This window comes from Variovorax dokdonensis (assembly GCF_030316895.1).
GTDB lineage: Bacteria > Pseudomonadota > Gammaproteobacteria > Burkholderiales > Burkholderiaceae_C > Variovorax > Variovorax dokdonensis.
Window position 1 is genome coordinate 1,420,596 of the sequence record NZ_JASZYV010000001.1, and the last position, 13,401, is coordinate 1,433,996.

The 13,401-nt window shown below is 65.8% G+C and carries 13 protein-coding genes; 6 read left to right on the top strand and 7 right to left on the bottom strand.

Annotated features, from left to right (window positions below):
• Positions 1-9: 9 nt before the first annotated feature.
• Genes QTH91_RS06595 through QTH91_RS06610 form a run of 4 tightly spaced genes read right to left on the bottom strand, consistent with a single transcriptional unit; the run spans position 10 to position 3,381 of the window.
• Positions 10-825: a PPK2 family polyphosphate kinase gene (locus QTH91_RS06595; protein ID WP_286659204.1), complete on the bottom strand. Its 816-nt coding sequence runs from the start codon at positions 823-825 to the stop codon at positions 10-12.
• Positions 826-840: 15 nt separating this feature from the next.
• Entirely contained in the window at positions 841-1,281 is a 441-nt protein-coding gene (locus QTH91_RS06600) for an RNA-binding S4 domain-containing protein (protein ID WP_286659205.1), read from the bottom strand.
• 4 nt (positions 1,282-1,285) lie between these two features.
• The gene (locus QTH91_RS06605) at positions 1,286-2,701 is read right to left on the bottom strand and encodes a sensor histidine kinase (RefSeq protein ID WP_286659206.1); all 1,416 of its coding nucleotides are present in this window, start codon (positions 2,699-2,701) and stop codon (positions 1,286-1,288) included.
• Positions 2,698-3,381, bottom strand: a complete 684-nt coding sequence (locus tag QTH91_RS06610; RefSeq protein WP_286659207.1) for a response regulator transcription factor — start codon at positions 3,379-3,381, stop codon at positions 2,698-2,700. The genes QTH91_RS06605 and QTH91_RS06610 overlap by 4 nt, the downstream gene beginning before the upstream one ends.
• 168 nt (positions 3,382-3,549) lie before the next feature.
• Here QTH91_RS06610 and QTH91_RS06615 point away from each other — a divergent pair, with 168 nt between their 5' ends.
• From QTH91_RS06615 to QTH91_RS06640, 6 genes are all read left to right on the top strand, one after another.
• The gene (locus QTH91_RS06615; protein ID WP_286659208.1) at positions 3,550-4,512 is read left to right on the top strand and encodes a Bug family tripartite tricarboxylate transporter substrate binding protein; all 963 of its coding nucleotides are present in this window, start codon (positions 3,550-3,552) and stop codon (positions 4,510-4,512) included.
• 43 nt (positions 4,513-4,555) lie between these two features.
• Positions 4,556-5,104, top strand: a complete 549-nt coding sequence (locus QTH91_RS06620) for a tripartite tricarboxylate transporter TctB family protein (RefSeq protein WP_286659209.1) — start codon at positions 4,556-4,558, stop codon at positions 5,102-5,104.
• 24 nt (positions 5,105-5,128) lie between these two features.
• Entirely contained in the window at positions 5,129-6,646 is a 1,518-nt protein-coding gene (locus QTH91_RS06625) for a tripartite tricarboxylate transporter permease (protein ID WP_286659638.1), read from the top strand.
• Positions 6,647-6,849: 203 nt separating this feature from the next.
• A complete protein-coding gene (locus QTH91_RS06630) occupies positions 6,850-7,419 on the top strand; it encodes an OmpA family protein (protein WP_286659210.1) in 570 nt (189 codons plus the stop codon).
• A 278-nt stretch (positions 7,420-7,697) separates the two neighbouring features.
• Positions 7,698-9,389, top strand: coding sequence for a pectin acetylesterase-family hydrolase (locus QTH91_RS06635; protein ID WP_286659211.1), 1,692 nt, complete (start codon positions 7,698-7,700; stop codon positions 9,387-9,389).
• Positions 9,390-9,400: 11 nt separating this feature from the next.
• Positions 9,401-10,084 (top strand): hypothetical protein, encoded by a 684-nt coding sequence (locus QTH91_RS06640; protein WP_286659212.1) that lies wholly within the window; start codon positions 9,401-9,403, stop codon positions 10,082-10,084.
• Positions 10,085-10,154: 70 nt separating this feature from the next.
• Here the strand turns inward: QTH91_RS06640 and QTH91_RS06645 are convergent, their stop codons facing one another.
• From QTH91_RS06645 to QTH91_RS06655, 3 genes are all read right to left on the bottom strand, one after another.
• Positions 10,155-10,547 (bottom strand): hypothetical protein, encoded by a 393-nt coding sequence (locus tag QTH91_RS06645; protein WP_286659213.1) that lies wholly within the window; start codon positions 10,545-10,547, stop codon positions 10,155-10,157.
• 74 nt (positions 10,548-10,621) lie between these two features.
• On the bottom strand, positions 10,622-11,839 hold the full coding sequence (locus QTH91_RS06650; protein ID WP_286659214.1) for a patatin-like phospholipase family protein: 1,218 nt from the start codon (positions 11,837-11,839) through the stop codon (positions 10,622-10,624).
• 101 nt (positions 11,840-11,940) lie between these two features.
• Complete coding sequence (locus QTH91_RS06655; RefSeq protein ID WP_286659215.1) at positions 11,941-13,263, bottom strand: D-amino acid dehydrogenase; 1,323 nt, start codon at positions 13,261-13,263, stop codon at positions 11,941-11,943.
• Positions 13,264-13,401 lie beyond the last annotated feature (138 nt).

Below are 13,401 nucleotides of genomic sequence, written 5' to 3' on the forward strand. Positions count from 1 at the left end.
CCTGGCGGCTCACTCCACCACGAGCCCCTTGAGCGCAGGATCGGCGGGCGGGAAGCTCAGGTCCATGCGCTTGAGCGTCTTGATCAAAAGGCGCGCCACCATCAGGTTGCGGTGCAGCTTGTTGTTCGACGGAATGACGTGCCACGGCGCATGCTCGGTCGAGGTATGGGCCAGTGCGCGCTCGTAGGCCTGCTGATAGGCGCTCCACTTCTTTCGAACCTCAAGGTCGCCGCGCGAGAACTTCCAGTTCTTGTCCGGCTCGTCGATGCGCTCCTGAAGGCGCTGGCGCTGCTCGTCCTGCCCGATGTGCAGCATGCACTTGATGACGGTGGTGCCGGTTTCGACCAGCAGCCGTTCGAAGTCGTTGATCTGCCGGTAGCGGCGCTGCGCCTCCGCCCGGTCGATCCACTTCTCGACCACCGGCACCAGCACGTCTTCGTAGTGGCTGCGGTTCCAGACCATCAACTGGCCCGCCGCGGGGACCACCGCATGGCAGCGCCACAGGTAGTCGTGCGACAGCTCGATCTCGCCGGGCGCCTTGAAGGCGTAGACGCGAACGCCCAGCGGCGACGTGCGCGAGAACACCCAGCGGATGGTGCCGTCCTTGCCGCTGGTGTCCATGCCCTGCAGCACGAGCAGAACCTTGCGTCTGCCTTCGGCATGCAGCTTGTTCTGCAGCTTGTCCAGCTCCTTGGCCATGGCTTCGAGATTGCCTTGGTCGACGTCTTCGCTGCCCTCGGAAAAGGGAATGTCGTTCGGGTCGATGGCGCGCAGCCTGAAATCGCCGTCGGTCGGGACGCGGTACGGCTTGAACTTGTTGCTCATGCGTGATGCCTGGTTCTAGGAATTGGATCCGACGTCGCCGTCGTCGTCGATGCTGGCGCTCCAGCGCGAGCCCCAGGCGCTGCCGCGTGCCTTGTCGAGGTCGCGCCGCTGGCGTTTGGTGGGTCGGCCCTGCTCGATGGCGAGCGCCGGTTCGCTGGCCAGCCGGCGCTGCTCGCGGAACGCGGCCTGCGCCGCCAGGCTCTCGGCGGTTTCTTCATACAACTGCTGGGCGACCGGAGCCGGCCCACGGACGCCGCTGATGCCCAGCACGCGAACGGTGCGCGTCACGGCGCCCTGGCGATAGCTGACCTCGTCACCCACTTTGACCTCGCGAGAGGCCTTGGCCACTTCGCCATTGACCTGGACGCGGTTCTTGCCGATCTCCTCGGCGGCCAACGAACGGGTCTTGCAAAAGCGTGCGGCCCACAGCCATTTGTCGATGCGCAATCTCTCCATGGCGCTATTGTCCGCCCGCCTGGTGCAGGGGCAAGCGTACGGTGGCGACAAGGCCCTTGGCGCCCGGGCGATTGTCCAGAGACAGGCTGCCGCCCAGCGCCAGCACGATCTCCTTGCAGATGGCCAGCCCGAGGCCCGAGCCCTTGGCCACGTCGCCAGCCGCGAAGGGCGCGAACAGGCGACTGCGCAGTTCCGCCGAGATGCCCGGGCCCTCGTCGGTGATGGTCAGGTTGGCCCATTGCGCGTCGGCCTCGCGGCGAGGGTGCAGGTCGATGTCGAGGCGACCGCCTTCAGGACTGTGCTTGATGGCGTTGTGCAACAGGTTGCGCGACAGCTCGGCCAGCATCCACTGGTGCGCGTGAATCGGCACCGGGGCCGTCTCGATGCCCACGTCGAGCGCCTTCTCCGCCATGAGCGGCGACAGGTCGAGCACGATGCCGCGCAGCACCTGCGCGAAGTCGAGCACCACCGATTCGGGCTGCTGCCGAAGCTGCTCCACCTTGGCCAGCGAAAGCATCTGGTTGGCCAGCTGCGTGGCGCGTTCGGTGGTCAGGCGAATTTCTTCCAGCGCCTCTTCGGGCGAGACGTCGCCGCGCTGGGCCGATTGCACCTGCGCCTTGAGCACGGCCAGCGGCGTGCGCAACTGGTGCGCGCTGTCGCGCACGAAGCGCTTCTGGTGGTCCAGCAGGTGCTGCAGGCGCCCCATGACGGAGGTGGTGGCATCCACCAGCGGCCGCAGTTCGCGCGGCGCGTCCGGCGCGTCGATGGGCGAGAGGTCGTCATCCGCCCGCGCCTCGATGGCCTTGCCCAGGGCGCGCACGGGCTGGGTGGCGCGCTGCACCACGAGCACCGTCACGCCGGCCACCACGGCCAGCAGCAGCAACTGGCGCCACAGCATGTCGATGAGCAGCTTGCGCGCCAGGGTCTCGCGCAGCTCCAGCGTCTCGGCCACCTGCACCACCGCCATCGCTCGGCCTTCGTTGCTCACCACCGGCTGCAGCAGCACTGCCACGCGCACAGGGCGTTCGCGGAATTGGCCGTCATAGAAGTCGACCAGTGCCGCGTAGGGCGGCCGCGCGGGGATCCTGCCGTGCCAGGGCGGCAGTTCCGCGAAGCCGGTGACCAGTTTTCCGTCGAGCGTGGAGACCCGATAGAACAGGCGGCTTTGCGTGTCGGCCTCGAAGGCTTCGAGCGCGGAGTAGGGCACCGTGGAGCGCAACTGCGCTTCGGCGTCGAAGCCCCGCACGTCAAGCTGCTCGCCGATGGTCTTGGCCGACGCGAGCAGCGTGCGGTCGTAGGCGGTGGTGGCCGCGATGCGGCTTTGCCGGTACAGGCTCACGCTGTTGATGACGATGAACACGGCAATCGGGACGAGGATGCCGATCAGCAGCGTGGCGCGCAACGAGCGCGGTGCCTTCACGACGTGTCCTCGCGCAGCAGGTAGCCCAGGCCGCGCAACGTCATGAGCGTCGCGCCGGTGCCGGCCAGCTTCTTGCGCAGGCGGTACACCACGACTTCGACCGCCTCGAACTGCACGTCCATCTCGCCCGGAAAGACGAGCTCGAACAGGCGCTCCTTGGGCACCGCATGGCCAGGGCGGGCCATCAGGGCGCGCAGCAGGGCGGACTCGCGCGGCGTCAGGTCCATCGGCGCGTTCTTGCAGTAGATGACGCCGCTGTCGGGGTCGGCCCGCAAGGCGCCGACTTCGGGCAGGCGGGCGGGCTGCTCGGCATCGGTCTGCCTTTGGCGGCGCCGCAGCGCACGCAGCCGGGCTTCGAGTTCGTCGAGGTCGAAGGGCTTGGGCAGGTAGTCGTCGGCGCCGGCGTTCAGGCCCAGGATGCGGTCGCCCACCGTGCCGCGCGCGGTGAGCAGCAGGACCGGCGTGGTCAGGCCCGCCGCCCGCGCCTGAGACAGCACCTGGAGGCCATCGAGGTTGGGCAGGCTCAGGTCGAGCGCGACCACGTCGGGTTCCACCGATTGCCACATCTGCAGGGCCAGCGCGCCGTCGCCGCACACGCGCACGTCGATCTGGCGGCGCCCGAGCGTTCGCGACAGCGTGGCTTGCATGGTGGGGTCGTCTTCGACCAGAAGCAGTTTCATGGCGGGACAGGATGCCGGTTGCGAGCGCCATTCTCGGCCCGTGGGCCTTCGGTGTTTTCCCCAGTGCGGCGGACAGCCAAATGACAGGCTTGGCGCTCATGATCCGCCCCACGGCAGCGCGCGTGCCATGGTGCGCATCGCCGACTTCCAACTCAAAGGAGACTTCCCATGCGTCGTGACACCTTCCTCAAGAGCCTGGCCGCTATGGCCGCCGTCGGTGCGCTGCCCCTGTCGGCAAACGCCGCCGGACCCAACATGAAGATGATGATTCCGGCCAACCCGGGCGGTGGATGGGACACCACCGGCCGTGCGCTGGGCAAGGCGCTGATCGATGGCGGTCAGGCCAGCACCGTGACCTACGACAACAAGGGTGGCGCCGCCGGTGCCCTCGGACTGGCCCAGTTCGTCAGCGGATCCAAGGGCGACCCGAATGCGCTGATGGTGATGGGCGCCGTGATGCTTGGCGGCATCATCACCGGCAAGCCGCCGGTGGACCTGCACCAGGCCACGCCCATCGCGCGCATCACGAGCGAATACAACGTCTTCGTCCTGCCGGCCAATTCGCCCTTCAAGACGATGGCCGACGTGGTGGCCCAGCTGAAGAAGGACCCGGGCAGCGTGAAGTGGGGTGGCGGTTCGCGCGGCTCCACCGAGCACATCGCGGCCGCGATGATCGCGCGCGAAGTGGGCGTCGACCCGGCGAAGATCAACTACGTGGCCTTCCGTGGAGGCGGAGAAGCGACGGCGGCCATCCTGGGTGGCAACGTGACGGTGGGCGGCAGCGGCTTCTCGGAGTTTGCCGAATACATCAAGGCCGGCAAGATGCGCCCCATTGCCGTCACGTCGGGCACCCGGCTCGAGGGCAGCAACGTGCCCACGCTCAAGGAGCAGGGCATCAACGTCGAGATCGGCAACTGGCGCGGTGTGTATGGCGCGCCGGGCATCAGCGCCGCGCAGCGCAAGGCCCTGATCGACATGGTGCTGGCCGCACTCAAGACGCCGGCCTGGAACGAGGCGCTCAAGAAGAACGACTGGACGCCTGCCGTGCTCTCCGGCGACGCGTTCTCGAAGTTCGTGGACGACGAGTTCGCGAGCCTGCGCGCCACGATGGTCAAGTCCGGCATGGTCTGACGCAAGCCCGATCCGCGCTGCCGAAAAGCCAGGAGAAATCAGCATGAATGAAGACACCAGCCTGGCGGCGCTCCTGCCGCCGGCCGCGCCACGCCCGCTCTGGCCGCAGGCCGTCGTCGGCGCCGGCGTGTTGTTGACCGGCGCGGCCTTGGCCTTCGGCGCCGTGGGCATCTCTTCGCAAGCGGGGTACGGCGGGGTCGGCCCCAATTTCCTGCCCTGGCTGGTGTCGGTCGTCCTGATGCTGTGCGGCGCGTGGATCCTCTGGGAGGTGCGCACCGGTGGCTTCAGGGAACTGGAAGAGGCGCCCGGCGCGGCGCACGGCTACTGGGCCGGTTTCGTCTGGGTTTCGGCGGGCCTGCTGCTCAACGCGGCATTGATCACCACGCTGGGCTTCATCCTCAGTTGTGCGCTGTGCTACCTGCTGGCGGTGCAGGGGCTGCGCCGCGCGGCGGGCCAGCAGGCGGCCGGCGCCTTGCGCACCTGGGGCATCGACCTGCTGACCGGTGTGCTGATCTCGGCGCCGGTGTTCTGGATGTTCACGCAGTTTCTGGCGATCAACCTGCCGGGCCTGACGGACACGGGCTGGATCTGAGCGGACCGGAGAACGAACATGGACATGGACATCCTGGGCGCCCTGATGAACGGCTTCGCGGCCGCGATCACGCCCGCCAATCTCGTGTGGTGCCTGGTCGGCTGCGCGTTGGGCACGGCCGTGGGCGTGCTGCCCGGCATCGGGCCGGCGGTGGCGGTGGCGATGCTGCTGCCCATCACCGGCAAGGTCGACATGACGGCCTCGATGATCTTCTTCTCGGGCATCTACTACGGCGCGATGTACGGAGGCTCGACCACCTCGATCCTGCTCAACACGCCGGGCGAGACCGCCTCGATGGTCACCGCCATGGAAGGCAACAAGATGGCCAAGAACGGCCGCGCCGGGGCGGCGCTGGCCACGGCGGCGGTGGGCTCCTTCGTGGCCGGCACGATCGCCACGATCATCGTCACGCTCTTCGCGCCGTATGTGGCCGACTTTGCGGTGCGCCTCGGGCCGCCGGAATATTTCCTGCTGATGGTGCTGGCCTTCACCACCGTCAGTGCGGTGCTGGGCAAGAGCACGCTGCGCGGCATGACGGCGCTTTTCGTCGGACTGGCGATGGGCTGCGTGGGGCTCGACCAGATTTCGGGGCAGGGCCGCTACACCGGCGGCGTGCCCGAACTGCTCGACGGCATCGAGATCGTGCTGGTGGCTGTCGGCCTGTTCGCGGTGGCCGAGGTCATGTACGCAGCGCTCTACGAAGGCAGAGTGAGCGAGACGCAGAACAAGCTCAGCCGGGTTCACATGACGCGGCGCGACTGGCGGCGTTCGGTGCCGGCCTGGCTGCGCGGCACGGTCATCGGTGTGCCCTTCGGCTGCATTCCGGCCGGCGGCACCGAGATTCCCACCTTCCTGAGCTATGCCGCCGAGAAGCGCCTGACCAAGGATCCGCAGGACCGCGCGGAGTTTGGCACCAAGGGCGCCATCGAAGGCGTGGCGGGGCCCGAGGCGGCCAACAATGCCACCGTGACGGCGGCGCTGATCCCGCTGCTGACGCTGGGCATTCCCACGTCGAACACCACGGCGATCTTGCTGGGCGCGTTCCAGAACTACGGCATCCAGCCGGGGCCGCAGCTGTTCACGACCTCGGCCGCGCTGGTGTGGGCGCTGATCGCGTCGCTGTACATCGGCAACGTGATGCTGCTGGTGCTGAACCTGCCGATGGTCGGCCTGTGGGTCAAGCTGCTGAAGATCCCCAAGCCGCAGCTGTTCGCCGGCATCCTGATCTTCGCCACCGTGGGTGCCTATGGCATGCGCCAGAGCGCGTTCGACCTCTACCTGCTCTACGCCATCGGCGTGCTGGGCGTGGTGATGCGGCGTTTCGACTTTCCCACAGCGCCGGTGGTGGTGGGCATGATCCTGGGCCCGCTGGCCGAGGCGCAATTGCGCAACGCCATCTCGATCGGCGAGGGCAGTGCGGTGGTCTTCATTCAGCGGCCGATGTCGGTGGCGCTCATCGTGATCGTGCTGGCCGTGTTGGTCTTGCCGCGCATCTTCAAGCGCCTGGAAGAAAGAAAGCTGCGCGCCGCGACGGCGAAATAACCAGACGCAACCCCATCCCCCAGAAGCGCGCCAGTCCTGGCGCGCTTTTTTTTGGCTTGCTCGAATTGCACGAGTTCGCACAACCATGACTTTCTTCCCATGTTCTGAAAGAGACATGTTTGCCGCCGAAGGTCAAATTCAGTGGGTCAGGAATTCAATCGCCGTTCTGACGCGATGGATGACTCAACACAGGGAATACAAAGATGAATGGCAACACGATATTCAAATCGCTCGCCGGTGGCATTGTGGCTGGCGGCCTGCTTCTATTGCCGGGCTGCGGCCATTTGGGAAATGAGCACCACCAGGGGTGCAATGGACAAACTTGCGAGCTGGCTGCAGTGGCCGCGACGGCGCCGGCGCCGCAGCCGAGCACACCGAGGGATACGCTCACGTTGAATGCCGATGGGCTGTTCGCGTTCGATCGATCCGGCCTCGGCGACCTGCTGCCCGCGGGCAAGGCCGAACTCGACAGGATGGCCACCGCCATCCGCACCCGGGCAATGAATGTGCGGGCCTTGACCATCATCGGCCACACCGACCGCCTGGGCGACTCCGCCTACAACGACCGCCTGTCGCTGCAGCGCGCGACGACAGTCCGCACCTATCTGAAGAGTGTGGGTGTCGACGTTCCGATGCAGGTCAGCGGCATGGGCGAGCGCGAGCCCGTCAGCGGCGGGAAATGCATCGGCAAGCGCCGCGGCGCCAGCTTGATCGCATGCCTGCAGCCCGATCGGCGCGTGGTGATCGAGATCGAAGGTTGGCCTTCGAATTGAGCGTCACTTTTGCGCCGCGCTCACATATTCAAACAATAAAGCCCGCTTGGCAGACGCGTGGTTTGGGTTGGCTCGGGGTATTGATCGACGTGTTGATTGTCGTCGTGGTGCTCCATATGAGGAGAAACGGTTTAAATTTTCGAGTCAAGAAATGAACTAACAAATTAGCAAATCAATGCAAATTGATATTGCTCATTTCGTCGGGGTTTTTACCACTTAGGAGATTGAGCATTTTTCGCGACATTGGCGCTCGCTCGTGTTTCACCTAGGGAGAAAAAATGACTGAAAAAATATGGGTCAGACGCATCGGAAAGTCACTTAGGGGCGTCTTGGCCGTCGGCATCCTGGCGACGGGTGCCATGACCACTCAGGCCAGCGCAACCGTGCTGGAAGCACTTCAGGCTTCGGCGACGGTCGTTGCGAACCAGGTCGCGCAACTGGCCCAGAAGGCGGTGCACGATGTGACGAACGGTGGCGAACCCGGCAACTACGGGTTTTTCCAGTCCGCCTGGCACCTGCTCTTCCCGACCTCGGCAGACAACCCGCCTGCCGCGGGCAACAACCAGTGGGGCGAATACACCGTTCCGCAGGTCGACAGCCAGGTCTCGCTCAACAAGTATTTCTCGTGGCAGAAAGTGGAACTGCCGCTTTCCAGCGGCGCAGTCTGCGGCGATGGGAGCAACTACAAGTTCTTCGTGAACCTGACCAACGCCAGCAACAACCTGCTGATCTTCATGGAAGGCGGCGGTGGCTGTACCGACTACGCCGGCTGCACGGGCAAGCATCCGCAGCGCAATCCCGACGGCAGTTGGCAGTTCGACGGTCAAGGCAACGTGGTGGAAGCCCCGGGACCGGCCGTGGCCCACCTCGACGGGATCAACGACAACCACATGGACTTCATCGGCAGCGTACTGGCCGGATCGGTCCAGCCCGGCGACCTGGTGGCGCCGTTCCTCACGCGCTTGTCCTTCCTGGATGCGAGTCGCGTGAAGGTTCAGGACTGGAACATGGTGTTCCTCCCTTATTGCACGGGCGACGGCTACGTCGGCGACAACGTCGCCGCGCTGCCCCGGCTCGACGGCAAGGCCGGCAAGGTCATGCGTTTCAACGGCGTGAAGAACATGGTGGGCACGCTCGGCTGGCTGCGCAGCAACCTGCCCCGGCCGGCCCAGGTCTTCCTGACCGGACAGAGCGCGGGCAGCTTGAGCACCGACGTCCATCGCTTGACGGTTCGCAAGATCCTGAACCCCTCCGACAGCCTGTATTCGCTGGCCGATGCAGGTTTTGTCGGCACTGAAGATCCGGTGAACCGTGACGACGTCAACTACCCGGCCACGCGCTTCATGTCCGAGGTCAAGAAGCAATGGTGGGGCTCCGATCCTGCCCAGCAGGTCCTGAGCAGGTACCCGAAGACGCTTGCCGGCGAGCTGCCCGGGTTCAGCCTGGCGAACATTTCCAATGTCAGCGAGTTGATCAGCAACAAGTATCCGGAAGATCGAGTCGTCTTCGTCAACGCCCGAAGCGACCTGAACTTTCCCAACTACGGCTACCACTTCAATCCGCAGTATGTCCAAGCCGCCAGACTGACGGGCAATGTCAACCTGAGCGAAGTGCCAGCGTATTTCTCGCCCTTGGGCAACTACGTTCGCACCTCATGGAACAAGGAGCTCGATCACAAGATCAGCACCTTCCAGCGACTCGGTCCCAACCAGGGCTATTTCATGCCCAGTGGAAGGCGGCTGAACCAGTCCCATTGCATGACCGCATTGACCTACGAAGGCACGACCAATCAAGACACCGGCCATTCGACGGTCGACGCCATCAACAATCTGCTGGACCGCAGCCGGCCACCCGTGTTCCGGGAGAAGGAGTCGGATCCGACGCGCGGGCTCTACGCGCCTCTTGGATACAACTTGCAGGCTGCGAAGTTGCTGGGCGGTGAATCGATCTTCGCGCCGCCGCTGAACTGAACGTGCAAGGCATGAAGCGAAAGATCGCACTCGTTTCGCTCGCGCTCGCCGGGGTCGCAGGCATCTATCTCCTCGTGCTCGAGGAGCCGCCTGCGCCGCCCGCCGGCTCGCCGGTAGCGGCGTCCGTTGGGCCGGGCGAGACGCTCGCAAGCCCTGGCCAGGCCGAGGTCTCCAGCACCGGCGCGGTCGCCCCTGCGGCGCCGCGCGCGGCGCAGGCGGCCAAGCCCCCCGTCAAGCCAGAATTGGTCATCCCCGGCGGGCAAGACACCTTCTACCCCAACGAGCAGCAGAAGAAGGAGCTTGCCCGAGCCATGAGCAACAGCGGCGCGAGCGCCCAAGACATGCGTCTGGCCGAGAAGACCGCGGCGTTCATCGACTACAACGCCCGCATCTCCAAGGTCCTGCAAAAACCGGATGTGCCGATCGCTGCCGAGGAATTCGCGGACTTGATGGCGCAGACCGACCAGATGGCCAATGACCGCTACCTCACGCTGGCGGAAACGCAGGCGGTCAAGGCGAGGCTGTTGGGAACTCAGTATTCGGGCGCGGACCTTCAGGACAAGCTGGCGGACCTGAACCGCGATGTCATCGCGAATCGGGAGCGCCTGCTGGCGGCGGGCGATCCCAGCCGGCGACCGGAGATGCAAGCACTGCGCGCGAAGAAGCGCAGATCTGGAAGGAAGCGAACAGCATGACTTCGTATCCGAACGGCATGACCAAGGAGCAGTACGTCGTATCGCGCCTGAAGCCATAGAGCGCCGAAGACTACTTCGGTGCGTTCATGTCGGCCGGCACCACGATGGTCGATCGCCCGTCGCGCGATCTGACCTGGTCCGAGCCACTGTTGGGAACCGGCAATCCTGCCGGACTGACCACGGTGGCGCGGCCGTCCTCGGTGGTGGTCGTCACATTGCCGGGCCTGCCGCCCAATGCCTGATCCAGCATGCGGCCGGCGTCGCGAACGCAGGCGTCGCGCTCGGGCTCGGGCAACTTGCCGCTGTTGCACACGGCGAGTTGCCGCTCGTAGCGCTGCTGGGGCGAGTCCGCAGCACCGCCCGAGGGCTGCGACCAAGCATTGAACGACATTCCGGCGCCGGCAAGCGCCATCAGGAACGTGGCGGCGCGAATGCCGGCGCAGGCGCTTGCGGTCTGGATCATGGTTCGATTCTGTCGCTCAGCCCGGGCCTTGGCAAACGCAACGCCGGCCCAGCCTTGGCGAGCACGAATCATCGTCAAGCCGAGACCATCGCTGCCCGCTGCAAAAGGAACTCGCCGGCCTGCTGCTCACCGTCGAGCATCAGGGCCTCGATGTGTTCCTGGCTGCGATCGAGCTTGCTTTCGTAGTCGAGCTTAGATGCCAATGCGTCGGACATCTCGATGAAGGGGATGTGGTACGACCGGTCTTCGTCGTCGCAGAAGCACTTGGGCACGCGAATCGGGCCGTCCAGGTCGAAGCGCTTGGCAAATTGCGGTGCAAAGGCGCCTTGCAGGTAGAGCTCGTTCATCACCGCCAGCGCGTCGAGCTGCTGGAACAGCGACACATTGCCGATCAACTCGTTGCGGCGATCGCCGATCTGGTCCGGCGTGACGGGCACCTGGGCCGCCTGGGTCGGATTGATCTTGATGACCCAGATTTCCTGCGCGATCGAAGTCGGGCCGACGAAGCGGGCCTGCGCCAGTTCGTTGAGCGGCGGGTTGTCCGAGAACAGTCCATCCCAATAGGCGCCACCATCGAATTCCACGGCCGGGAAGATGCTGGGCACGGCGCACGAAGACAGGATGTGTTCCACGCGGATGGCCTCGATGCGGCTGCAGAACTTGGCCAGGCGGCCCGACAGCGTATCGACCGCGCCCATCAGCAGGGCCGGGCCGTTCGGGCGCGGCCCCCACGCGGCCAGTTCGGCAAAGTCGATGTGCTTTTCAAGCAGACCACGGAAGTCGGTGTAGAGCGGCCTCATGCCGCGCGCGAGCGTGCTCATGGCCTGCTGGATGAGCGGCGAGGATGGGCTCGTGTTGTACATCGGCAGCCATCCCTGGCCGGTCAGGCGAAGCGCCTGCAGCGTCACCTGGTTGAGGGCACGCTCCGCTGGCGTGCAGGCCATGTTGTCTTGCCAGAACGCATACAGCCGCTCCCACGGCTTGGCATCGCCCTTGGCCAGCGCGTACCACGCCAGCGTGGCGCAGATGGCACCGCCCGACGTGCCGGAAAGGCTGACGATGTCGAATTCCTCATGCGCGCCGGCCTCGAACAAGCCCTTGAGCACGCCCGCGGTGAAGGCGGTCTGGCTGCCGCCGCCCTGGCAGGCAATGGCGACTCTTCGCTTGTCGGTGGTTCGCGATCGGCTGGTCTTGCGGCCGATGGCAGGGGCCTCCGGCGCGGCCTTCTCGGCGCCGGCCTTGCCGGGACGAAGGCGGGTGCTGGGTGACGGGCGAGCGGAACGGGTTGCCATGTCTGCCTTTGCGCCCCGTTTGATGTGGGGCGATGTGCGCAGTATCGCCAACTTGTGTTGCGCCGCAATACCGCAGCGCGCACTCAGCGCCTGGCTTCGGCTCAGGCGCTGGCGCTGACCGCTGGGCGGTGGCGCAGTCCGCTGCTGCCGCGCGGCGCGCGGGCGTAGCGGCTCATGGCCAGGCCTTCGGTGCTGATCTCGGGATGGCGCCCCGTCATTTGGTCGGCCAGCAACTTGCCCGAGCCGCAGGCCATGGTCCAGCCGAGCGTGCCGTGGCCGGTGTTGAGGAACAGGTTCTGCATCGGCGTCGCGCCGACGATGGGCGTGCCGTCGGGCGTCATCGGACGCAGGCCGGTCCAGAAGCTGGCGCGGCTGGTGTCGCCGCCAGGGAACAGGTCGTTGACCACCATCTCCAGCGTGGCGCGGCGACGCGGGTCGAGCCGCAAGTCGAATCCGGCCAACTCGGCCATGCCGCCCACGCGGATGCGGTCGTCGAAACGCGTGACGGCGATCTTGTAGGTCTCGTCGAGCACGGTGGAGCGCGGCGCGAGGTCGGCGTCGACCAGCGGAACCGTCAGCGAATAGCCCTTGACCGGATAGACCGGAATCGACAGTCCCAGCGAGGCGAGCATCGGGCGGCTGTAGCTGCCCAGCGCGAGCACGTAGCGGTCGGCGCGCAGCACCTCGCCGCGGTGCTCGGCGCCTAGTTGGATGCCGGCGATCCGGTCGCCCTGCGTCAGCAGGCCGTCGACCCTCGTGCCGAAGCGGAACTGCACGCCCAGCGCCGCGGCCTGATCGGCCAAGGCCTGGGTGAACAGGTTGCAGTCGCCGGTCTCGTCCAACGGCAGGCGCAGGCCTCCGGCCAGCTTGTGGCTGACGCGGGCCAGGGCCGGTTCCACCTCGGTCAGGTGTTCGGGCCGCAGGAGTTGATAAGGCACGCCGCACTCTTCCAGCACGGCAATGTCGCGTTGCGCCGCATCGAACTGCGCCTGCGAACGGAACAGTTGCAAGGTGCCGCCGGTGCGCTGCTCATAGGCGATGCCGGTGTCGGCGCGCAGTTGCTGCAGGCACTGGCGGCTGTATTCGGCCACGCGCATCATGCGTTCCTTGTTGATCGCATAGCGCTCGTTGGAGCAGTTGGCCAGCATGGCGGCCAGCCAGCGCAACTGGAAGGCGCTGCCATCGGGGCGGACAGCCAGCGGCGCATGTTCGCGCTGCAGCATCCACTTGAGTGCCTTGAGCGGGATGCCCGGCGCGGCCCACGGCGTCGAGTAGCCGGGAGAAACCTGGCCGGCATTGCCGAAGCTGGTTTCCTGCGCCACGCCATCCTGGCGGTCGACCAAAGTGACCTCGGCGCCCGCCTTGGCAAGGTAGTAAGCCGTCGTGGTGCCGATCACGCCGCCGCCGAGGACGATGACTTTCATGGTGCAGACCCAGTTCAGAAGTGAATGTCTGAACTTTAGAAAAATGTGTTCGGAAAATTTCTCTGAAATTTGACTCCATGGCGGCAAAATCTTCTGTCTGGACGCCCGCCAAGGGTCGCCCGCCAAAGAAAGTCCGCA

Excerpts from the sequence above, each read along its gene's own strand:
- QTH91_RS06645 (WP_286659213.1), bottom strand. The coding sequence starts at position 10,547 with ATGATCCAGACCGCAAGCGCCTGCGCCGGCATTCGCGCCGCCACGTTC.
- QTH91_RS06620 (WP_286659209.1), top strand. The coding sequence starts at position 4,556 with ATGAATGAAGACACCAGCCTGGCGGCGCTCCTGCCGCCGGCCGCGCCA.
- QTH91_RS06655 (WP_286659215.1), bottom strand. The coding sequence starts at position 13,263 with ATGAAAGTCATCGTCCTCGGCGGCGGCGTGATCGGCACCACGACGGCT.
- QTH91_RS06640 (WP_286659212.1), top strand. The coding sequence starts at position 9,401 with ATGAAGCGAAAGATCGCACTCGTTTCGCTCGCGCTCGCCGGGGTCGCA.
- QTH91_RS06650 (WP_286659214.1), bottom strand. The coding sequence starts at position 11,839 with ATGGCAACCCGTTCCGCTCGCCCGTCACCCAGCACCCGCCTTCGTCCC.
- QTH91_RS06595 (WP_286659204.1), bottom strand. The coding sequence starts at position 825 with ATGAGCAACAAGTTCAAGCCGTACCGCGTCCCGACCGACGGCGATTTC.
- QTH91_RS06615 (WP_286659208.1), top strand. The coding sequence starts at position 3,550 with ATGCGTCGTGACACCTTCCTCAAGAGCCTGGCCGCTATGGCCGCCGTC.
- QTH91_RS06625 (WP_286659638.1), top strand. The coding sequence starts at position 5,129 with ATGGACATCCTGGGCGCCCTGATGAACGGCTTCGCGGCCGCGATCACG.
- QTH91_RS06610 (WP_286659207.1), bottom strand. The coding sequence starts at position 3,381 with ATGAAACTGCTTCTGGTCGAAGACGACCCCACCATGCAAGCCACGCTG.
- QTH91_RS06630 (WP_286659210.1), top strand. The coding sequence starts at position 6,850 with ATGAATGGCAACACGATATTCAAATCGCTCGCCGGTGGCATTGTGGCT.
- QTH91_RS06600 (WP_286659205.1), bottom strand. The coding sequence starts at position 1,281 with ATGGAGAGATTGCGCATCGACAAATGGCTGTGGGCCGCACGCTTTTGC.
- QTH91_RS06635 (WP_286659211.1), top strand. The coding sequence starts at position 7,698 with ATGACTGAAAAAATATGGGTCAGACGCATCGGAAAGTCACTTAGGGGC.